Source organism: Winogradskyella damuponensis (assembly GCF_039538385.1).
In the GTDB taxonomy this organism is placed as follows: Bacteria; Bacteroidota; Bacteroidia; order Flavobacteriales; family Flavobacteriaceae; genus Winogradskyella; species Winogradskyella damuponensis.
In genome coordinates, this window is record NZ_BAABCB010000027.1 from 25,069 (window position 1) to 45,706 (window position 20,638).

At 31.4% G+C, this 20,638-nt stretch carries 22 protein-coding genes; 11 read left to right on the forward strand and 11 right to left on the reverse strand.

Annotated elements, in window-relative coordinates; translation table 11 throughout:
* Positions 1–61: 61 nt before the first annotated feature.
* Positions 62–964, forward strand: coding sequence for a carboxypeptidase-like regulatory domain-containing protein (locus tag ABD730_RS13185; protein ID WP_344715299.1), 903 nt, complete (start codon positions 62–64; stop codon positions 962–964).
* Positions 965–997: 33 nt separating this feature from the next.
* Here ABD730_RS13185 and ABD730_RS13190 read toward each other — a convergent pair whose 3' ends face one another.
* Together ABD730_RS13190 and pdxH are read right to left on the reverse strand one after the other, a co-directional pair.
* Positions 998–1,495 carry a CAP domain-containing protein gene (locus tag ABD730_RS13190; RefSeq protein ID WP_334471038.1) on the reverse strand — a complete coding sequence of 166 codons (498 nt, stop codon included), beginning with the start codon at positions 1,493–1,495 and terminating at the stop codon, positions 998–1,000.
* 199 nt (positions 1,496–1,694) lie between these two features.
* Positions 1,695–2,342: a pyridoxamine 5'-phosphate oxidase gene (gene pdxH, locus ABD730_RS13195; protein ID WP_215924988.1), complete on the reverse strand. Its 648-nt coding sequence runs from the start codon at positions 2,340–2,342 to the stop codon at positions 1,695–1,697.
* Between the two features lie 82 nt (positions 2,343–2,424).
* Here pdxH and ABD730_RS13200 point away from each other — a divergent pair, with 82 nt between their 5' ends.
* Positions 2,425–2,856 (forward strand): hypothetical protein, encoded by a 432-nt coding sequence (locus tag ABD730_RS13200; RefSeq protein ID WP_334471041.1) that lies wholly within the window; start codon positions 2,425–2,427, stop codon positions 2,854–2,856.
* On the opposite strand, the gene ABD730_RS13205 is transcribed toward ABD730_RS13200, so the two are convergent.
* The 5 genes from ABD730_RS13205 to rpsA all read right to left on the reverse strand — a co-directional run bounded on the left by ABD730_RS13205 (position 2,843) and on the right by rpsA (position 7,880).
* The gene (locus tag ABD730_RS13205; RefSeq protein WP_334471043.1) at positions 2,843–3,751 is read right to left on the reverse strand and encodes a ribonuclease Z; all 909 of its coding nucleotides are present in this window, start codon (positions 3,749–3,751) and stop codon (positions 2,843–2,845) included. The genes ABD730_RS13200 and ABD730_RS13205 overlap by 14 nt on opposite strands.
* Before the next feature lie 75 nt (positions 3,752–3,826).
* Positions 3,827–4,159: a ribonuclease Z gene (locus ABD730_RS13210; protein ID WP_215924991.1), complete on the reverse strand. Its 333-nt coding sequence runs from the start codon at positions 4,157–4,159 to the stop codon at positions 3,827–3,829.
* Positions 4,160–4,162: 3 nt separating this feature from the next.
* Positions 4,163–5,092, reverse strand: a complete 930-nt coding sequence (locus ABD730_RS13215) for an aspartate carbamoyltransferase catalytic subunit (RefSeq protein WP_020897911.1) — start codon at positions 5,090–5,092, stop codon at positions 4,163–4,165.
* A gap of 234 nt (positions 5,093–5,326) precedes the next feature.
* The gene (gene pyrR, locus ABD730_RS13220; protein ID WP_334471047.1) at positions 5,327–5,866 is read right to left on the reverse strand and encodes a bifunctional pyr operon transcriptional regulator/uracil phosphoribosyltransferase PyrR; all 540 of its coding nucleotides are present in this window, start codon (positions 5,864–5,866) and stop codon (positions 5,327–5,329) included.
* A 184-nt stretch (positions 5,867–6,050) separates the two neighbouring features.
* Complete coding sequence (rpsA, locus tag ABD730_RS13225) at positions 6,051–7,880, reverse strand: 30S ribosomal protein S1 (protein WP_215924993.1); 1,830 nt, start codon at positions 7,878–7,880, stop codon at positions 6,051–6,053.
* Positions 7,881–8,167: 287 nt separating this feature from the next.
* Between rpsA and ABD730_RS13230 the strand changes: the two genes are divergently transcribed.
* Both ABD730_RS13230 and ABD730_RS13235 read left to right on the forward strand, forming a co-directional pair.
* Complete coding sequence (locus ABD730_RS13230) at positions 8,168–8,545, forward strand: LysM peptidoglycan-binding domain-containing protein (protein ID WP_334471050.1); 378 nt, start codon at positions 8,168–8,170, stop codon at positions 8,543–8,545.
* Positions 8,546–8,632: 87 nt separating this feature from the next.
* Positions 8,633–9,610, forward strand: a complete 978-nt coding sequence (locus ABD730_RS13235) for a hypothetical protein (protein ID WP_344715307.1) — start codon at positions 8,633–8,635, stop codon at positions 9,608–9,610.
* 10 nt (positions 9,611–9,620) lie between these two features.
* On the opposite strand, the gene cmk is transcribed toward ABD730_RS13235, so the two are convergent.
* The 4 genes from cmk to lon form a co-directional block, all read right to left on the reverse strand.
* A complete protein-coding gene (gene cmk / locus ABD730_RS13240; RefSeq protein ID WP_215924996.1) occupies positions 9,621–10,307 on the reverse strand; it encodes a (d)CMP kinase in 687 nt (228 codons plus the stop codon).
* 16 nt (positions 10,308–10,323) lie between these two features.
* The gene (gene porQ / locus ABD730_RS13245) at positions 10,324–11,355 is read right to left on the reverse strand and encodes a type IX secretion system protein PorQ (protein WP_334471056.1); all 1,032 of its coding nucleotides are present in this window, start codon (positions 11,353–11,355) and stop codon (positions 10,324–10,326) included.
* A 73-nt stretch (positions 11,356–11,428) separates the two neighbouring features.
* Positions 11,429–12,187, reverse strand: a complete 759-nt coding sequence (locus tag ABD730_RS13250; protein ID WP_344715311.1) for a LysM peptidoglycan-binding domain-containing protein — start codon at positions 12,185–12,187, stop codon at positions 11,429–11,431.
* Positions 12,171–14,624 carry an endopeptidase La gene (gene lon, locus ABD730_RS13255; RefSeq protein ID WP_344715313.1) on the reverse strand — a complete coding sequence of 818 codons (2,454 nt, stop codon included), beginning with the start codon at positions 14,622–14,624 and terminating at the stop codon, positions 12,171–12,173. The genes ABD730_RS13250 and lon overlap by 17 nt, the downstream gene beginning before the upstream one ends.
* Before the next feature lie 230 nt (positions 14,625–14,854).
* Between lon and ABD730_RS13260 the strand changes: the two genes are divergently transcribed.
* The 7 genes from ABD730_RS13260 to ABD730_RS13290 all read left to right on the forward strand — a co-directional run bounded on the left by ABD730_RS13260 (position 14,855) and on the right by ABD730_RS13290 (position 20,638).
* The gene (locus ABD730_RS13260) at positions 14,855–15,406 is read left to right on the forward strand and encodes an RNA polymerase sigma factor (RefSeq protein ID WP_334471062.1); all 552 of its coding nucleotides are present in this window, start codon (positions 14,855–14,857) and stop codon (positions 15,404–15,406) included.
* Between the two features lie 9 nt (positions 15,407–15,415).
* Entirely contained in the window at positions 15,416–15,979 is a 564-nt protein-coding gene (locus ABD730_RS13265) for a hypothetical protein (protein ID WP_344715315.1), read from the forward strand.
* Positions 15,957–17,045, forward strand: a complete 1,089-nt coding sequence (locus ABD730_RS13270; RefSeq protein ID WP_344715317.1) for a hypothetical protein — start codon at positions 15,957–15,959, stop codon at positions 17,043–17,045. The genes ABD730_RS13265 and ABD730_RS13270 overlap by 23 nt, the downstream gene beginning before the upstream one ends.
* Positions 17,046–17,137: 92 nt before the next feature.
* A complete protein-coding gene (locus tag ABD730_RS13275; protein WP_344715319.1) occupies positions 17,138–17,857 on the forward strand; it encodes a head GIN domain-containing protein in 720 nt (239 codons plus the stop codon).
* A 217-nt stretch (positions 17,858–18,074) separates the two neighbouring features.
* Positions 18,075–19,793 (forward strand): DNA polymerase III subunit gamma/tau, encoded by a 1,719-nt coding sequence (gene dnaX, locus ABD730_RS13280; protein WP_334471070.1) that lies wholly within the window; start codon positions 18,075–18,077, stop codon positions 19,791–19,793.
* Between the two features lie 81 nt (positions 19,794–19,874).
* The gene (locus tag ABD730_RS13285; protein WP_334471071.1) at positions 19,875–20,039 is read left to right on the forward strand and encodes a hypothetical protein; all 165 of its coding nucleotides are present in this window, start codon (positions 19,875–19,877) and stop codon (positions 20,037–20,039) included.
* A gap of 11 nt (positions 20,040–20,050) precedes the next feature.
* Positions 20,051–20,638, forward strand: a complete 588-nt coding sequence (locus ABD730_RS13290; protein WP_334471072.1) for a hypothetical protein — start codon at positions 20,051–20,053, stop codon at positions 20,636–20,638.

Genomic DNA, 20,638 nt, shown 5'->3' on the forward strand with positions numbered 1-20,638 from the left:
TTTTAAGCTAAAAAAATTAAAGATGCTAACTTCGTTATACTAAACGTTGACATATTACCATATGAAATATCCTTTGCTATCAATACTGCTTTTATTACAGCTTTCTATACATTCTCAAACACTAAAAGGGCGTGTTTTAGATAGCATTACTGATGAAAAATTAGCATATGTAAACCTTGTTATTAAAGACAAAAAAATTGGTGTTTACAGTAATGAAAATGGTGATTACAATTTAGATTTAACTAAAACAACTACTAAAGATACTTTAGTCGTTTCTTTAATTGGTTATGAAAGTAAAAAGATTAGCCTTTCGCGTTTTATTAAACCAAATGAATATACCTTAAATTTTCAATTGGTTCCAAAGGTGGAGTCTTTAGATGAAATATTAATAGTTAGTAAGATAAAAACATATAGCAACAACAAAACTCAATTTTCGTCTGGAAATAGGAAACAAGTTTTTCCGGTTTCTGTTCCTTTTGGTTATGAAACAGCTATTTTAATAGACAACCCAAAACATAAAAAAGGAAAGCTAGTAGAATTGCATTTAAAATATAAAGATTCTAATAACGATAATTATGAAACATATCAAACCTACTACAGATTAGCATTTTATAACATAGATGATTTAGGGTTTCCCGGTGAGCTTTTACATTTTGAAAATATAATTATAAAGCCAAAGAAAGATTCGAAGAATTATAAACTATCTTTTGAAGACAAAAGCATTCCTTTTACTGAAAAAGGAATTTTTGTAGGTATAGCAACTGTTCAACCTGGTTATATTGAAATAAAAAACGCAATGTATTTAACAACACCTAGTCTCTTACATACGCATACAAAAAACATACAAAAATATACACGTTTTAGATCTAATGATTGGTCAAAAAATTCTAGAAAGTCGGTGTTTAAAAAAAAGTTATATGCTGTGCCTTTTATTAAAGCTACAGTCGTTTATGAAAAAACATAAGTATTGTAAATAGCAACGTGAGTTTAATACAATCTATCGCTTGATAAACATATTAGTAAAATACCATTTTCCATTTTCGTCTTGTTCAGCAGAAACATCAAAATCAGTATAATCACCTTTAATATTATCTCTGTGTCCAGGACTATTTAACCAAGCATTTACTACAGACTCTGCAGAATTAAAACCATAAGCAACATTTTCTGAAACCAAATTAGCACTTGCATAAGCTTGTAAGCTCTGTTGTCTTAAAAAGAAATTATCATGAGATACATGATCTACTTCTATCATGTATTCTGTATGCGTAGAAGCTACCGCTTTTACAGTATCATGATTTTGCAAAGAGTTTAATCCTTCATTAATTCTATAAGCATTAATAAGCTCCATAATTTCTATTTCTATTAATTTGGCTTGCGGAGCAACAGGAACTTCAATCGTATTAACAGCATTATCCTCCATTGTATCTGTAGAACAAGAAGTAAAGCTAAAAATTGCAATTATAGCCAATAAAGGCAGGAGTTTAAAAGCTTTCATAATGTAGGTTATTTAGGTTTGGGATTACTAAATTAACCACACAGCTGAGTCAAACTGTTAATGAAATGTTAAAATCGACAAACAGCGTGTCGTTTGTCGGTTTTTATTGTAAAACATCGACGAAATGCACTTTAAAAATCAAAAATCACGCATTTGACCGTCAAGAAGCTACCGTTAGTCGATTATTTAAAACACTGAACTAAGGAGCTAAACGTTCCTTTTTCCAATTAAAATCATTTTGAAGTTGGTAACGAATTCTATCGTGCAATCGGTTAGGTCTGCCTTGCCAAAACTCTAGTTCTACGGGTTTAATTATAAAGCCTCCCCAATTTTTAGGGCGCTCAATTTCTTTACCTTCAAACTTAGACTCTAATGCTTTTAGCTTATTTTCAAGTTCGGCTCTATCTTTAACAACTTCACTTTGATTAGAAACTATAGCTCCTAATTGACTTCCTCTTGGTCGTGATTCAAAATAACCATCACTTAGATTTTCTGAGATTTTTTCGGCTTTACCTTTTATAATAATTTGTCGTTCTGCAGAATGCCAAAAGAAGGATAAACAAACATTAGGGTTTTCTATAATGGCTTTTCCTTTTTCACTATTGTAATTGGTATAGAATATAAAACCTTCGTGCGTATATTTTTTAAGTAGCACTACTCTACTTTTTGGATAACCATCTAAACCTAGTGTAGAAATTGTCATAGCATTAGCTTCTTCAATATCAAAATGTGTATCAACTTCTACAAACCAATCTCTAAACAATTCAATTGGATTTTCTGGAACGTTATCTAACAACAATTCTCCTTTTTCGTAAGATTTTCTATAATTGCCTAAGTCTGCATTCATTACGTTTTTATTTTAATTTTTCTTCTTCTATTATTTTTTACATCGCAATTTTCCCTATAAATTTAAGGATTAAATTACAAAAATGAAGTTTGAAGACAGTAAATATTCTACGCAAATAGAGTATAGAAAAGAAGAATTTTCTTTTGGCACAATATACATAACAGAACATTTTTTATTATCTGAATTTAACGAAGGTATACATGTTGATTACAATATCGCTAGTGAGTTAATTTCTAGATTTAGTAACTTTATATCTAAAGGTGTTAAAATAGGCTATATTGCTAACCGTTACAACTCGTATTCTTTTGACCCACAACTTTGGGTAGATTTTAATAAGGACTATGATGCCTTTATTGCATCTGCTATTGTCACTTACTCCAACTTTAGCTACCTTAATGCGTCTTTAGAAAAGAAATTTTTTAATAAAAGTTTAAAACGCTGTAAAAATATAGATGAAGCTATAGAGTGGATTATGAATTTAGAGGAATTTAAGACTCGTGTTAATCAAAATTAAATGTTTTACCATCTTTAGCTAGTAACACATTATCAAAAATAGTTTTTGCTTCGGCTTTAAACTCATTATAACCACTGTAACGCGTAGAATAATGTCCCAGTATTAAAGTCTCTACATTTGCTTTTTTAGCAATAGTAGCAGCATGTTTTGCAGTACTGTGTTTTGTAGGTATACAAAGCGATTCGTTTTTGTCTAAAAAAGTAGATTCGTGATATAAAACTGTTGCGTCTTTAATTATGGGAATCATCTCTTCATTATAAACAGTATCACTGCAATAAGCATAGCTTTTAGCTAAAATGGGATCTTTTGTTACTTTTTCGTTAGCAATTAAAACACCATCTTCATTAACAACATCATATCCTTGTTTTAATTTTCTAAAATATGCTGTATCAATATTAGCTTCGTTTACTAAATTAATATCTAGTTTACGTTCATTTTTTTTCTCTTTAAATAGAAATCCATTGGTATAAATTCTATGTTTTAGAGGAATCGTATAAACTTCTACTTTATCATCTTCAAAAATTAATTCTGAGACTTTTGAACTTAATTCATGAAAGACAAGTGGGTACTTTGTCCAACCTCCAGATAATTTCATTTGAAGTAATATGACTTCCTTTAATCCTTCTGGTCCATAAATATGAAGTTCTGTTTCTCGTGTTAAAAGACTAAAGGTATTAACCAATCCAATTAATCCAAAATAATGATCTCCGTGAAGATGCGAAATAAAAATATGCTTAATCCTTGAAAACTTAACCCTATTTCGTCGCAACTCTACTTGTGTACCTTCTCCACAATCAATTAAAAACATATGATTTTTAATTTCTAAAACCTGAGATGTTGGATTGGTATTAGTTCGTGGGGTCGCACTGTGACAGCCTAGGATTGTTAATTTCATTAATTAATAAGTTGCTTGTTGTTAAGTTGTTGAATTATTAAAATAAGCGATAACAACTAAACGACTGTACGTTTTTTAGATTCCTAAATCACGTTCAATATCTTCCATTTCAATAATATCGTATGCTTCTTGCATTGTTGGTACTACAACAATTTCATCTGGCATTTGATCTAAATCTACTTTTTCAGAAACTACTACAAAACTCTTTTTATCGGCTCTGTGGTTATTACTTAAACGTAAAAATTCTATAATTTCTTCTAAAGATACCTTGTCTAAACTTGATAATCTAACTATAAGATGATAGTTTTTATACTTATCATAAGCTTTTTCTATATTACTAACCAAAGTTTTAGTTGAAGCTTTTTCTTGTGTTATTATGGTAACACTACCATCTCTATCTATAATCATAATTTATTGTTTTATTTTAGACGCTAAAAGATAAATCACTGCCATCCTAACCGCTACTCCATTTTCTACTTGATTTAAAATAATAGCTTGTTTAGAATCTGCAACATCACTTGTAATTTCTACTCCTCTGTTTATTGGTCCAGGGTGCATAATTACAATCTCTTTATCTAAGCTGTCTAATAGTTCTTTATTAACTCCAAATTGTTGTGTATATTCTCTTGTAGAAGGAAAATAACTAATATCCATACGTTCGTTCTGTACACGTAGCATATTAGCAACATCGCACCACTCTAACGCTTTTTTAAGATTGGTTTCTACTTTAACACCTAAATCTTTAATATATTTTGGAAGCAAGGTTTTTGGACCACAAACCATAACATTGGCTCCTTGTAATTGTAAGGCATAAATGTTTGAAAGCGCGACACGACTATGTAAAATATCGCCAACGATAACCACATTCTTACCTTTAACACTTCCTAATTTTTCTCTAATTGAATACGAATCTAATAAGGCTTGTGTAGGATGCTCATGTGCTCCATCTCCTGCATTAATAATACTAGCGTTAACATGTTTAGATAAAAACACACCTGCTCCAGGATTGGGATGACGCATTACTACCATATCTACTTTCATTGAAAGTATATTATTAACTGTATCTATAAGTGTTTCCCCTTTTTTAACTGAAGATTGCGAAGCTGAAAAATTAATCACATCTGCCGACAATCGTTTTTCGGCCAACTCAAAAGACAATTTTGTTCGTGTTGAATTTTCAAAAAACAGATTCGCAATAGTAATATCTCTAAGTGATGGCACCTTTTTAATGGGTCTATTAATAACCTCTTTAAACTGATCTGCAGTTTCAAAAATAAGGTCTATATCTTCTTTGGTAAGATATTTAATTCCTAATAAGTGATTGACACTTAATTCGCTCATTTTGTTTTGCTTTATTTAGCTTTTGGCTATTAGCTTTTGGCCTTTAGCGCTTCATTTTTATTTTTCAACTTCAAATTCAAATTCAAGTTCGATTTCAAGTTCAAGTTCGATTTCGAGTTCAAGTTCGATTTCGAGTTCAAGTTCGATTTCAAGTTCAAGTTCGATTTCGAGTTCAAGTTCGATTTCGAGTTCAAGTTCGATTTCGAGTTCAAGTTCGATTTCGAGTTCATCTTCTTACTTATCTACCAAATAAACAGCATCTTCTCCTTCATTTTCAACCCATTTCACTATAACTTTCTGATTATCGATTGCATCCACTTGACGTCCTCTGTAATTGGGTTGAATTGGTAAATGTCTGCTAAACCTCCTATCGATTAAGGTTAATAACTCAATATCTTTGGGTCTACCAAAAGATTGAATTGCTGTTAATGCCGACCTGATACTTCGTCCTGTATATAAAACATCATCAATAAAGACGACATTTTTATCTTCGACTATAAAATCTATTTTGGTTGTATTAGCTTCTAGTGGTTTATCTCCTCTTCTAAAATCGTCTCTAAAAAACGTGATATCTAAATGTCCTAATTGAATATTCTTAATCTTATAATCGTCAGTGAGTAGCTGTGCTAAACGATCTGCTAAAAATTTTCCTCGTGGTTGAAGACCAATTAATACAGTTTCAGAAAAATCATCATGATTTTCAATGAGTTGACAAGCCAATCTATGAAGGGTAATATTGACTTCTTTAGAGTTAAGTAGTACTTTCTGACTCATATCGTTTCCAAACGTTGTTGGCTTACAAAGTTAGGATAAATTATTTTGTTGACAATACTTTTTTCTTGCAAAGGCAGTGTACTGTATAGACAAGCAAACTATGGTATAAAAAAAAGCCTCTCGAAAAAATCGAGAGGCTTTAAATTATAGATTAATGAGATTCCTTTTTTCAAAGGAATTGGGATTATTTCTTCCCGTCCATTTTATCTTTAAGCGCTTGTAAAGCATCATTTGCATCACCTAAAGTTGGCTTAGCTTCTGCCGCTTGAGCTTCCTGTTTTCTAACAGCTTGCTTAACGATTTTAGCTTCTTCTTCTCTAAATACTGCTGTATGAGATGCTACAACACGTTTGAATTCTTTATTAAATTCAATGATCTTGAATTCTGCTTCTTCACCTTTAGCAAGTTTAGAACCATCTTCTTTCTCTAAGTGACGTGCTGGTACAAAGGCAACGATATCTTCGTTAAAATCAATTGTTGCTCCTTTATCTACCATCTCTGTAATAGCTGCTTTATGTACAGTATCTAATGCGAACTCAGTTTCGTACTTGTCCCAAGGATTTTCAGTAGTTTGTTTATGACCTAAAGATAATTTACGTCCGTCTACATCTAACTCTAATACAACCACGTCTAAAGTATCACCTACGTTACAGAACTCAGATGGGTGCTTAATTTTCTTAGTCCAAGATAAATCTGAGATATAAATTAATCCGTCGATACCTTCTTCTAATTCAACAAAAACACCAAAGTTTGTAAAGTTACGTACAATACCTGTGTGCTTAGAACCTACAGGATACTTAGTAGTGATGTCAGTCCATGGATCTGGTGTTAATTGCTTAATACCAAGAGACATTTTTCTGTCTTCTCTATCTAAAGTTAAGATAACAGCATCGATTTCATCTCCAACAGATACGAAATCTTGAGCAGAACGTAAATGCGTAGACCAAGACATTTCACTTACGTGAACTAATCCTTCTACACCTTCTTCTACTTCAACAAAAGCACCGTAATCAGCGATTACAACAACTTTACCTTTTACTTTATCTCCAACTTTTACATTTTCACCTAAAGCTTCCCAAGGATGCTTAGATAATTGTTTAAGACCTAATTGGATTCTTGATTTGTTTTCATCAAAATCAAGGATTACAACATTTAATTTCTGATCTAACTCAACAATCTCATTTGGATGGTTGATACGAGACCAAGATAAATCTGTAATATGAACTAAACCATCTACACCACCTAAATCGATAAACACACCATAAGAAGTAATGTTCTTCACAATACCTTCTAATACTTGTCCTTTTTCTAGTTGACCAATGATTTCTTTCTTTTGTTCTTCAATATCTGCTTCAATTAAAGCTTTATGAGAAACTACTATGTTTTTGAATTCGTGGTTGATTTTCACAACTTTAAATTCCATAGTTTTATTTACATACTGATCGTAATCTCTAATAGGCTTCACATCGATTTGAGAACCTGGTAAGAAAGCTTCTATACCAAATACGTCTACAATCATACCACCTTTAGTTCTACATTTTACAAAACCGTTAACGATTTCGCCAGTATCGTGTGCATTATTTACACGATCCCATGCTTTGATTACTCTCGCTTTTCTGTGAGATAATACTAATTGACCCGTTGCATCTTCACGCACATCAATTAATACTTCAACTTTGTCACCAACAGCTAAGTTAGGGTTGTAACGGAACTCATTAAGAGAAATTACACCTTCAGACTTTGCGTTAATGTCAATAATTGCATCACGATCTGTGATTGTAATTACAGTACCTTCTACTACTTCGTCATCTAAAGTGTCAACGAAATTTTCTGATACTAATTTTTCAAACTCTTCTAATTTAGTGTCTGCAACTTGCTCAATTCCTTCTTCGTAATTGTGCCAATCGAACTCTTTTAAGAATTTTTCTGGATTTGCTTGAGCCTCAGAGATTACTGGAGCTTGTACTGCTTCAGTTGCTTCAACTTCAGCTTGATTTGTTTCTTTTTCAGACATGTGCTGAATTAAAATTTGTATTCTGTATCTTTTGAAAGATTAGCGAAAAATTTACAGAAGTTATTAATTATGATTTTTTCTTATCCCTTTTCTACTTTTCTTAACATCGCTAAAAAGGAGTGCAAAAGTACTATATATTATTCTGAAAACCAAACACTAATAATGTGACTTTATTTTAAGTCTTGTGTCTTATATAATAGTATATCATAATGATGCTTAGAAACATAAAAAAATGGCACATAATTTGGTATATTTACAATACTATTAACAATTAAAAACTTAAAACAATGGTTAAAGCAAAATATCAAGGTGTATTAGACTTAGGCGAAAAATTAAACATCCAAAACGGAGATGTTAGTGAAAAAGATGGAGTACTACAAGTAAAAGGTACTGCAGCGACACAATACGAAAAAAACTTAATTTGGGATAAAATTAAAGAAATAGGTGGTGTTGACCCTTCTGACATTATGGCCGACATAAAAGTAGCAGATGAATCTGTTTATGCAAGACATACAGTTGCTTCTGGTGAAACTTTAGGGAAAATTGCAAAGCATTATTATGGTGATGCTATGAAGTACAAAGACATCTTTGCTGCTAATTCTGATTTACTTAAGAATCCAGATGTAATTCATCCTGATCAAGAATTAATTATTCCTAATTTATAATAGGAAGACGAGAATTTATAGAAAAAGCGATAGACATTATGTTTATCGCTTTTTTTGTTATCTTAGATTCCTTAATTAAAATAATAAATGAACTCTGCTAAATCTACCTTTTTAATTTTATTCTTATTAATAAATGCTCTATCATGTGATTCTTCTAGTGATGAACTCAATAATAGCACAACTGATGATTATAACTTGTTAGTTGTTGATGATTTAGGCAAAGTTTATGAAATTGGTAATAATACTGGTGACATAGAACAAACTGGTACAATTAACAAACAAATTGATGGAACCTTCCTTGGGTTAGGAACAATAACATCTACCGAGGATAAAATTTATGCTATTGAATATTTTTACGATCCAGGACCTGTAAATAACCTTTTAATTTTTGATAAACAAACGGGTACAACTGAAATAATTCGGTTAGAAATACCTGAAAATCTTATAGGTGATGAAAACGCTATAGCAGGCTTAACAACCTACGGCTCTAAGTTAATTGCTATTTTAACTGAAGATCTATATCTAAATAATAATATTAAAAATATTGTTTCAATTGACTTAGAAACTTATCAAATAGAAGACCTTGGTATTACTTTTTACGAAAATGGTATTACATCTATGGAATATACAAATGATAAGGTTTATATCTCAACAATAAATGAAGGATTTCTAGAAATAAATCTCAACACTAGTTTTGTTAATAATTTACAATTCAGCGACACTATAATTAACGGAGGCAAATTAGCTGTTATTGATAACAATAGAATAGCATTAATGCAGTTTGACCACAACAATAATATTACCAACGACTTTAAACCCGTAGAGTTAGATATAACAAATCAAACTTTTACCGATAAGTCAAATAATAATCTTTTTGGATATGCAACTCCTTCAGGAACGTCAATCTATAAAAATGACGAATATATTAATCTATTCTCATCTGCCGATTTAGAGATTTACTATGGTATTCTTAAATGTAATTTTGAAACAAATACTATTGATATGGTTACGATTAACTCTACAACAATCAATAGGAATATGGTAATAATAGGAACGGTAGATTAGTTTTTTCTTATTACTGTATTAAATCATTTGCCAAACCCACAATAGTTTCCAACTGCTCTTCTATGGTCAAATCAGAGTTATCAATTTCAATGGCATCCTCTGCTTTTACTAAAGGAGAATCTTCTCGTGTAGAATCTATATGGTCTCTAGTGGTTACATTTTCTAAGACATCTTCATAACTCAATTCATGGCCACGATCTGTTAATTCTTTATAACGTCGTTTGGCTCTAGTTTCTGCAGAAGCAGTCATAAATATTTTTAATTCGGCATCAGGAAAAACAACGGTTCCAATATCGCGTCCATCCATAACAATACCTTTATCTTTTCCCATGAGCTGCTGTTGTTCTACCAATTTTCGTCGTACAGCAGATAAAGTAGCTACAGGACTTACAAATTTAGAAACTTTAAGTGTTCTAATATCAGCTTCAATATTTTTACCATTTAAATAGACTTCGGCAAAACCAGCTGCCTTATTAAATTTAAAAGTAATACTAATATCTCCTAGCCTATTTATTAACTCTTTTTCTTTAAAAAAATCGTCTCCGATATACTCATGTTCTAAAGCAAAGTAAGTTACAGCTCTATACATAGCTCCTGTATCTACGTAAATATAATTTAGTTTTTTTGCTAATTGTTTAGCAACAGTACTTTTTCCTGTTGATGAAAAGCCATCTATAGCAATAACAATCTTTTTCATTGTTGATTTATTTAATTTATCTTCTTCGACCATCTAAATCTATTTGAAGTCCAAAAAAACTAGTGTTTGAAGCACTTGTATATCTTGCATGCGTATAACTAAAACGCATATTATTTAATTTAATACCAATACCTACTGAGAGGCCAGAAAAATTTCTTTGATCTACAATACGCAATTCTTCTGCTCGTCTAAAGTTATAACCTAATCTAACATTAAAACCTCCTTCGGGGAACAACTCTGCCCCCAATATAAGGTGTCTTAATCCTTTATTTAAAAACCCTACTTTTTCTTGGGTTTGATTGCCATCTAAGTCGGTAGTAGCTCGTGCAGGATTAGAGACTCCAATAGGCCATTTTTGTAAATTCTCTAGTGTTAAATGCCAACGTAGAGGCACGTTTTCTAGGGTTTGAGACATCCCAAAATTAATTTCAAAAGGCAAAGGTTCGTTTTGACCTGCATAAGTTGTAAACTGCGTTCCAATATTTCTAAGAGTTAAAGCGGCATGAAAATCGAGTTTTTCATTAATATACATAGCTCCTAAATCTACCGCACCACCAATAGAACTGTATTGTTCTAATCCAGAGGTTATAAGCTTTACATTAGCTCCAATATAGATATCTGTATACGGAATATTATAATTATAACCTACAGATAATGCTGCCTCATTTCCTTTAAAAGTCCCTGTTGAATTACCATCAACATCGTAACCATCAAAAGTGCCATAATTAACATATGTAATACCTGCATGAAAGGTTTGTACGTGTCTGTCCCACGTATAAGCATAAGCTGCTGTTCCGTATGTAATTCCTCCTAAATGGCTAGAAACATTAACAGCTAACTGATTGTGCATTTGGTAATTTATAGAAGCCGGATTGTAAAGTGCTTCTGTAACATCATGATCAAAGTTAGTAATGATTTTTCCACCTAAAGCAGCTTGTCTTGGTGAGGATACTAAATTCAAAAATTGATAAGTGGCCTCACCACCCAATTGCGCGAGCATAGGCAGAGAAGAAAGCATTAAAAATAAGGTAGTAATCCTCTTAATCATAGATTTTGCAAAATAACTAAATCTATCTTAAAACGATGATATGATTTTTTTATTTTTTGAGTGTTGTAGTTTTCTATTTTAACTGTAGTTTTTGACCTATTTTAATGGTATTGCTTGTTAATCCATTTAAACGTTTAATTTCATCTACAGTTGTTCCACTATGTAAAGCAATACGATATAAGTTATCTCCTTTTTTCACAATCCAAACAGACAGGTCGCTAACTTCTTTTGATGTATTAAAATCAGTAACACGAAGTTTTTGACCTACTTTAATTAAATTTGAATGTAAGTTATTCTGATTTTTTAAATCCTCTACCTTTAAATTATATCGTTTTGCTATACTGTATAAAGTTTCATTTAATGCTACAATATGAATGCTTGAATGGTTACTTTCTGAATTGCTTTCATAAGTAGTTTTATGTTCAACTTCAACTGTTGGATCTGTAACTGCGTCAAAGTTTTTTACACGAAGTCTTTGTCCTTTATCTATTAATGTTGTCTGTAAATTATTAGCGCGTTTTAGTTCGGTTAAAGAGATCTTGTATGTTTTAGAAACATCTAATAAAGTCTCATTAGGTTGAACAATATGAAAATCGGAATCCACAGCCTTAACAATAGTGTCTTGCTTTTTTGTTTCATCCGTTTGCGGTGTTTTTACATTGTTTTCAGTTTTAGCTTTTACTAAAGTAATTTCACCAGTTGCAACATTTAATTTTGCAGGTTTTCCGTCTAATAGCACATCTTTATACTCTACTTTAGATTGTGCTATTAGACTTATATTTACTGCTAAAATAAATACAACTGATAAAATAACTTTAAAGCTTTTTCGCATTTTTAACTTTTTGATTTGTAAGCGCTAGTTTTAAAACATCGCTCATATCTGTAACGTAATGAAACGTTAATCCTTTCAGATATTCTGGCTTAATCTCCTCTATATCTCTTCTATTATCTTCACAAAGTAAAATCTCTTTTATACGCGCACGCTTGGCTGCTAATATTTTTTCTTTGATACCTCCAACAGGTAATACTTTACCTCGTAATGTAATCTCACCAGTCATGGCTAAACTCTTTTTTACTTTACGCTGTGTAAACAAAGATACTAAAGAAGTTAACATAGTAACACCTGCACTTGGTCCATCTTTAGGAGTTGCTCCTTCTGGAACGTGAATGTGAACATTATATTTTTCAAACACTTCTGGATTAATACCAAATTCATCTGCGTTTGCCTTAATATATTCCATAGCAATTGTAGCAGACTCCTTCATTACTTTACCTAAGTTTCCTGTAATAGATAGCGCTCCTTTTCCTTTAGATAAAATTGATTCAATAAAGAGAATATCTCCACCTACGCTTGTCCACGCCAATCCTGTTACAACACCTGCAACATCATTGTTTTCGTATTTATCGCGCTCCATTCTTGGACTTCCTAGAATTTCAATAACATCTTCATTTGTAACCTTAACGTTATACGTTTCTTCCATTGCAATATTTTTTGCTGCATAACGCACCATTTTTGCAATTTGCTTTTCTAAACCTCTAACGCCAGATTCACGTGTATAACCTTCAACTATTTTTTCGAGTTGTGGCTTTGCTATTTTTAAGGCTTTATCGTCTAAACCATGTTCTTTTAATTGCTTTGGTAGTAAATGACGTTTAGCAATCTCTACTTTTTCTTCAATAGTATAGCCTGTTACATTAATAATCTCCATACGATCTCTTAATGCTGGCTGGATTGTATTCATGTTATTAGCCGTCGCAATAAACATTACTTTAGATAAATCATACCCCATTTCTAGGAAATTATCGTAAAATTCATTGTTTTGTTCGGGATCTAATACTTCTAACATAGCAGAAGATGGGTCACCTTGATGACCTGTAGATAATTTATCTATTTCATCTAATACAAATACAGGATTAGACGTTTGAGCTTTCTTTAAACTCTGAATAATTCGTCCTGGCATAGCACCAATATACGTTTTTCTATGGCCTCTAATTTCTGCTTCATCGCGCAAACCACCTAATGAAATACGCACATACTCTCTTCCTAAAGCTTCGGCAACAGACTTCCCTAAAGACGTTTTACCAACACCTGGAGGTCCATAAAGACATAATATTGGAGACTTCATATCATTTCTAAGCTTTAAAACGGCTAAATACTCAATGATTCTCTTCTTTACGTCTTCTAATCCAAAATGGTCACGGTCTAAAATTTTCTGTGCTCGTTTTAAATCAAATTTATCCTTGCTAAACTCATTCCATGGTAAATCTAAGAATAGGTCTAAGTAATTACGTTGAATAGAATACTCGGCAACCTGAGGATTCATACGTTGCATTTTTGCTAATTCTTTATCAAAATGCTCTTTTACCTTATCGTCCCATTTCTTTTTCTTAGCACGTGCTTTCATATCTTCAATTTCTTCACCAGAAGACACACCGCCACCCAATTCTTCTTGAATGGTTTTCATTTGTTGGTGCAAGAAATACTCACGTTGTTGTTGGTTCATATCACTCTGAACCTTAGACTGAATATCATTTTTAAGTTCTAGTTTTTGATATTCAAGATTCATGAATTTCAAGGTTTGAAGTGCACGCTCCTTTAAATCGTTAATCTTTAACAATTCTTGCTTTTCCTCTACTCTAAGATTCATGTTAGACGACACAAAATTCACCAAGAACGAATCGCTTTCAATATTCTTAATTGCAAAACTTGCCTCAGACGGAATATTAGGACTTTCCTTAATAATGTCTAAAGATAAATCCTTAATAGAATCTATAATTGCTCTAAATTCTTCATTCGCTTTTGCTGGTTTTGCTTCAGGAATATCAGAAATTGTTGCCGTTAAATAAGGCTTCTCAGAAATTACTTTGTTAATAGAAAAACGTTTTTTACCTTGAATAATAACTGTGGTATTACCATCTGGCATTTTTAATACTTTTAAAATACGTGCAACCGTTCCGGTTTTGTATATGTCTTTAGCTGTTGGATTTTCTACCGCCTCATCCTTTTGAGAGACTACACCAACGACTTTACCTCCTTTGTTTGCGTCATTAATTAATTTAATTGAAGCATCACGTCCTGCTGTAATTGGAATAACTACACCAGGAAATAAAACCGTATTTCGCAATGGTAAAATTGGTAACGACTCTGGTAACGATTCGTTATTTATTAACTCTTCATCTTCTGGTGTCATCAATGGAATTAATTCTGAATTCTCATCGAAATCCTGAAATGACAGATTGTCTAAATTTAAAAATTTTGATTTTTTCATATATATTTTCTAGCCATTCTGTCATTAACATCAACAGAACAACATTATTTTAAATGTATTAATAATTAACTTTACACTGAATATCAATTTGTTATAAGATATTCAAAGTTATTCACACTGTTATATTTTCAATTGTTATGCCATTACCTTTATAACGACATAAAACTTTTTTCATTTTAAACTGTAACACTAAAAAAAAAACTCCATCTATAAGTAAAAGCAATTGTTTTTTGACATCAACCAATCAAAATATCGAACAGTTATTACAACTTTGTCAATCTGGAAACCAACGTGCACAGTTGGAAGTTTACAACAGATACAACAAAGCTATGTATAACACAGCAATTAGAATTGTAAAAGATTCTTTTAAAGCTGAAGACATTATGCAAGAGTCTTTTTTAACGGCTTTTACAAAATTAAACACTTTACAAGACGTCAACTTGTTTGGCGCATGGCTAAAACGTATTGTTATAAACAACAGTATTAGCTATTATAATAAAGTGGTTAAACAAAATGAAGTGCCTTTAGAAAATGTCCTTTATAAAGTTGAAGACCATCAAGGTATTGATGAAGACCATCATAAAAATGAAAAAGTTAAACAAATAATGAGCGCAATGAAAACCTTAAAGCCCAATTACAGTTTAGGATTATCATTACACTTAATTGAAGGGTATGATTATGAAGAAATCTGTGACATCATGGATATTTCTTATGCCAATTGTAGAACAATGATTTCGAGAGCGAAAGAAAGTTTACGTAAAAAAATAATGCAAACCGCTTAATAAAAAACTATGGAAAAGAATACTATAGATGATTTATTTAATGACCTAAAGGGTCGTTTTGATATAAGCGAACCTAATCAAGGGCATGAAAATAGATTCTTAAATAAATTGAACGCAAATGATTTGGCTTCAACCAAAACTAAAGAACAATTGCGTTTTAACTGGAAACCTTTTTTAGCCATTGCAGCATCAATAATTATTTGTTTTGGTTTATTTGCAACATTACAAAATCAGCCAGAAAATTTAGATTTAGCTAGTGTATCTCCAGAAATGTCTGCTACACAAGATTTCTTCACAATTACTATTGAAAACGAATTAAAGAAACTAAACAACGCACGCTCACCTTTAACTGAACAAATTATTTCGGATGCTTTAATGCAAATTCAACTCTTAGAAAAAGAGTATCAAAATTTAAAAACAGATTTAACTGAAAGCGGAAAAAACCAACGTGTTATTTATGCGATGATTTCTAACTTTCAAAATAGAATAGACATTTTAAACACCGTTTTAGAACAAATTGAAACGATTAAAGAACTTAAAACAAATACAAATGAACCTAAACATACAATTTAAAATAGCCTTTTTATGTCTACTCCTTCCGAGTATTGTATTAGCACATACAAATAAAGACATTGTAAAATCTAGCAAAGAAAAAATCATAAAAAAGTCCTTTAATGTATCTCCTAACGCCACATTAAAAGTAGATAATAGTTATGGAAGTATTGATGTTATTACCTGGAACGAAAATAGAATAGACTTTGATATTCTTATTAAAGTTACAGGTAATGATACCGAAAAAGTACAAGAGCGATTAAATGGCATCACTGTTGATTTTTCAGCGACTAAAGACTTGGTTTCTGCTATCACTAAAATAAGCAAAACTAAAAGTAGTTGGTGGAATTGGGGAAAAAATAAAAGTATTCAGTTAGAAATTAAATATGTAATAAAAATTCCTATTTCTAATAATGTAAACCTTGATCAAGATTACGGTTCTATTAACTTAGATAGACTTAATGGTGTTGCAACTATTAATTGCGATTACGGGAAAATTACCACCAAAGAATTGATGGCAGATAATAACGATATCAGATTTGACTACAGCAGTAACTGCTATTTTGAATACATAAAAAGTGGCAAAATAACAGCCGATTATAGCGGATTTACAGTTGCAAAAACTAACAACTTAATCGTAAAAGCAGATTACACAAAATCCATTATAGAAGTTGCAGAAAATGTAGAATATAATTGTGATTATGGCTCATTAAAAGCCGACAATATCAATAATTTTAGTGGCAAAGGTGACTATCTAACATTACGTTTAGGAAATGTCTTTAAAAATGTAAAAATTGATGCCAACTACGGCTCAATAAAAATTGACAGAATGGCGTCAAAAGCACAAAATATTGATATTGATGCAGATTTTACAGGTATTACAATTGGACACGATGCCAATTACAACTTTGATTTTAATATCGAATTAGAATTCGCATCCTTACGAGAATCAGATGGTTTTAATTTTACCAATAAAGAAATTGACCATACTGAGAAAAAATACAACGGTTATTATGGCTCTCAAAATTCTGGAAATAATGTTAAGATAGACTCTGAATACGGAAGTGTTACCTTTAAAATAAACTAGTTACCAAGTTTTGTTTTTAGAATAATCACTATAAAAAACCCTGCAAACTTGTAGGAATAAAAAATAAACATCAAATCAAAAACTAAAAAATCATGAAACTATTACAATCAATCACAGTACTCGCATTTGTATTATGCGTAACAACTTCTAACGCCCAAAAATGGAAAAAAATAAAAGGGGATGGCAACATTACAACCGTAAAAAGATCTACGGACTCTTATAACGGCTTAAAAGCTACAGGATCTATGGATTTTAAATTAGTGCAAGGTACAGAAGGTAACATCACAATTAAAGGAGATTCTAATTTAATGGATTACATTGTAACCGAAGTAAAGAGCAATATACTCTATGTTAAGGTTAAAGAAAAATACAACCTAAAACCAAGCCAAACCATTATTATCACCATACCTTATGAATCTATTAATTCTGTGTCGCTTGCCGGTTCTGGTGATGTTGAAAATTCAGGTACTATAAAAGCAGATGAATTTGATGTGGCTTTAGCAGGTTCTGGCGATATAGATTTAAATATTGAAGCGCAACATATAGATAGTAGAATTGCTGGCTCTGGTGACATTGAACTTAAAGGCTCTACTAAAAACCTAATCACTGTTGTAGCAGGTTCAGGAGACTTTGATGGTGAACATTTAAAAAGCATCAATGTAGATGCTAAAATATCTGGTTCTGGAGATATAAATGTGGTTTGTAACGGAGAACTTAAAGTAAAAATAGCAGGTTCTGGAGATGTAAAATACTCAGGACAACCAACAAAAAAAGACACTAAAATCTCCGGTTCTGGTAGTGTTAGTAACTAAGATTTTATTCTAAAAAAAAGCCACTTAAAATTAAGTGCTTTTTTTTAAGACATTAAAACATTTTTAAAATATATAAAGTCTTAAGATTTTTTTATCAGTACACTGTTAATAACTCAAATAAACTAAGCTTAATTTAAACTCTAAATTGAGCTTCTTTTTTTAAATTTGTATTCTAGATTTTTAAAATTAGTTAGCAAAAGCAAATTCAGTATAAACCTTGGAACACTTTGTAGTATCAGCGCGTAAATACAGACCACAAACCTTTAAGGATGTTGTGGGCCAGCAGGCTATTACAAATACGTTACTTAATGCTATTGAAAACAATCATTTAGCTCAAGCCTTATTATTTACAGGTCCTCGTGGAGTTGGTAAAACAACTTGCGCTCGTATATTGGCTAAAATGATTAATAGTGATGAAAACACAAGTGAAAACGAAGACTTTGCTTTCAATATTTTTGAATTAGATGCAGCGTCAAATAACGGTGTAGACCAAATAAGAGAACTTACAGATCAAGTACGTATTCCACCACAAGTTGGTAAATACAAAGTATATATCATTGATGAGGTTCACATGTTGTCTCAAGCCGCTTTTAATGCCTTTCTAAAAACATTAGAAGAGCCACCCAAACATTGTATCTTTATTTTAGCAACTACTGAAAAGCATAAAATCATTCCAACAATACTATCACGTTGTCAGATTTTTGATTTTAAACGTATAACGGTTTCTGATGCTAAAGACTATTTAAAATATATTGCCAAAGAACAAGGCATTACAGCAGAAGATGACGCACTTCATATTATTGCTCAAAAAGCAGATGGAGCCATGCGTGATGCACTGTCTATTTTTGATCGCGTAGTTAGTTTTTCTGGAAAGAATCTAACAAGACAAGCCGTTACTGAGAATTTAAACGTTCTTGATTACGAAACCTATTTTACAAGTACAGATTTAATATTAGAAAATAAGATTCCAGATTTATTAGTTCAATTTAATACCATACTATCTAAAGGATTTGACGGGCACCATTATATTGCTGGTTTAGCTTCACACTTTAGAGACCTTATGGTTTGTAAAAATCCTGCAACCATTCCTTTATTAGAAGTTGGTGAAGACACTAGTCTAAAATACCAAGAACAATCACAGAAAACATCACATAGTTTTCTTATGGAAGGGATTCGGTTAGCTAATGACTGTGACCTCAAATACAAAACCAGTAAAAATCAACGCTTACTAGTTGAGTTAACACTTATGCAACTTGCCTCTATCACTTTTGATGGAGAAAAAAAAAATCTTAGGCACTTCATAATTCCGCCTTCGTATTTTAAAGCCAAAGGCATCACTCCTATTCCTGTTACAAAACCTAAAGCAGAAGTTAAAACTCCTGAGCGTAAAACAACCATAGGCTCACAAGCAAAACCTAAGGAAACTGTAAACGAGCCCGTTATTAAGATCCCAAAAATTTCTATTAACAAACCAAAATCATCAACCTCTGGTTTATCCTTAAAGAGTATAAGAGAAAAGAAAGAACATCAATTACGTCAAATGGATGTCGTAATTGATGAAGATGCATTACCAAAAGAACCGGTTACACAAGAAGCCTTAGACGAAGCTTGGAAAATATACACCGAAAAAATGAATAAGAAAGGTGAAAAAATTATGGCTTCTATTTTACAAATGGATCAGCCAAAATTAAAGGGCACCACCATTTATTTAACCTATTCTAATAATACCAATAAGATTGAATTGCAACGTGCCGAGTTTCCGCTAATGGCATTTTTAAAGAAAAGGTTGCTTAATTATGATCTTAAGCTAGACATAACTGTTAACGAGGAAATAGCAAAAAAATACGCATTTACACCTTTAGAAAAATACGAGAAATTGAAAGAAAAAAACCCTAATATTGAAGTTTTACGACAAACTTTTGGGTTAGATATCTAGCAGAACTCCATTAATCTCATCAGTAATGATTGAAATAGTTGTATGTTTAAAATTAATTGTCATTTTTTTAAAATTGAATGAATGAAAAAAAAATTACCTTTAATCATTATTATTGCGAGTGCCATTCTAATCATTGCTCACTTTATATTCGTAGAAAAATTTGATCATGGCTTTTGGTTATCAACACTTTCTAGTGTATTAATTATTATATCTATGGTTTTAACAATTAGAGAAAGGAAAAAATAATTCACCTAAAGATGAAACATTTACTAGGAATTTTAATAATCGTTGCCTCAATTACCTTCATGAACTGCGAAGGCCGAAGAACACAAAGTCAAGCTTTATCTAAAAGTATTGAAAAATTCAAAAAAACGGTCAATTTTGAAACCAATGTTTACATTCCTAAAACTTATATAGAACAAGAAACAGATACATTGCTTAGCAATGGTTATCATGTAAAAATAAAGACCTATACAGACACGTCTAATGCTGTACATTTTTCAAAAATAAAAGACACTATTAATTACCAAACATATTATAGGAATTTCAAATTTGATATTAGTGTTTCAAAAGACAACAAACTAATCTATCATGAGCGTTTTGATAAGAAAAAAGTAAACAAAGCCTTTAATTACAGTACTAATTTAGTTTCGGGTTCAGAATTATATAATTTTGATACGCTTGCCGTTTTAAAATCTATTAATGTTAATGACGATCCTACATACACAAACATGGTGTTAATAGATATTACGTATGCTATTCCAGAATCAGATAGATACGCTTCTCACACATTGTTTATAGACGAAAAAGGGAAGTCAAATATTGTTCAAATTGAAGTAAAATAA

Bases quoted from the DNA above. Each gene is read 5' to 3' on its own strand.
- ABD730_RS13185 (WP_344715299.1), top strand. From the start codon at position 62: ATGAAATATCCTTTGCTATCAATACTGCTTTTATTACAGCTTTCTATA.
- ABD730_RS13190 (WP_334471038.1), bottom strand. From the start codon at position 1,495: ATGAAAGCTTTTAAACTCCTGCCTTTATTGGCTATAATTGCAATTTTT.
- pdxH (WP_215924988.1), bottom strand. From the start codon at position 2,342: ATGAATGCAGACTTAGGCAATTATAGAAAATCTTACGAAAAAGGAGAA.
- ABD730_RS13200 (WP_334471041.1), top strand. From the start codon at position 2,425: ATGAAGTTTGAAGACAGTAAATATTCTACGCAAATAGAGTATAGAAAA.
- ABD730_RS13205 (WP_334471043.1), bottom strand. From the start codon at position 3,751: ATGAAATTAACAATCCTAGGCTGTCACAGTGCGACCCCACGAACTAAT.
- ABD730_RS13210 (WP_215924991.1), bottom strand. From the start codon at position 4,159: ATGATTATAGATAGAGATGGTAGTGTTACCATAATAACACAAGAAAAA.
- ABD730_RS13215 (WP_020897911.1), bottom strand. From the start codon at position 5,092: ATGAGCGAATTAAGTGTCAATCACTTATTAGGAATTAAATATCTTACC.
- pyrR (WP_334471047.1), bottom strand. From the start codon at position 5,866: ATGAGTCAGAAAGTACTACTTAACTCTAAAGAAGTCAATATTACCCTT.
- rpsA (WP_215924993.1), bottom strand. From the start codon at position 7,880: ATGTCTGAAAAAGAAACAAATCAAGCTGAAGTTGAAGCAACTGAAGCA.
- ABD730_RS13230 (WP_334471050.1), top strand. From the start codon at position 8,168: ATGGTTAAAGCAAAATATCAAGGTGTATTAGACTTAGGCGAAAAATTA.
- ABD730_RS13235 (WP_344715307.1), top strand. From the start codon at position 8,633: ATGAACTCTGCTAAATCTACCTTTTTAATTTTATTCTTATTAATAAAT.
- cmk (WP_215924996.1), bottom strand. From the start codon at position 10,307: ATGAAAAAGATTGTTATTGCTATAGATGGCTTTTCATCAACAGGAAAA.
- porQ (WP_334471056.1), bottom strand. From the start codon at position 11,355: ATGATTAAGAGGATTACTACCTTATTTTTAATGCTTTCTTCTCTGCCT.
- ABD730_RS13250 (WP_344715311.1), bottom strand. From the start codon at position 12,187: ATGCGAAAAAGCTTTAAAGTTATTTTATCAGTTGTATTTATTTTAGCA.
- lon (WP_344715313.1), bottom strand. From the start codon at position 14,624: ATGAAAAAATCAAAATTTTTAAATTTAGACAATCTGTCATTTCAGGAT.
- ABD730_RS13265 (WP_344715315.1), top strand. From the start codon at position 15,416: ATGGAAAAGAATACTATAGATGATTTATTTAATGACCTAAAGGGTCGT.
- ABD730_RS13270 (WP_344715317.1), top strand. From the start codon at position 15,957: ATGAACCTAAACATACAATTTAAAATAGCCTTTTTATGTCTACTCCTT.
- ABD730_RS13275 (WP_344715319.1), top strand. From the start codon at position 17,138: ATGAAACTATTACAATCAATCACAGTACTCGCATTTGTATTATGCGTA.
- ABD730_RS13285 (WP_334471071.1), top strand. From the start codon at position 19,875: ATGAAAAAAAAATTACCTTTAATCATTATTATTGCGAGTGCCATTCTA.
- ABD730_RS13290 (WP_334471072.1), top strand. From the start codon at position 20,051: ATGAAACATTTACTAGGAATTTTAATAATCGTTGCCTCAATTACCTTC.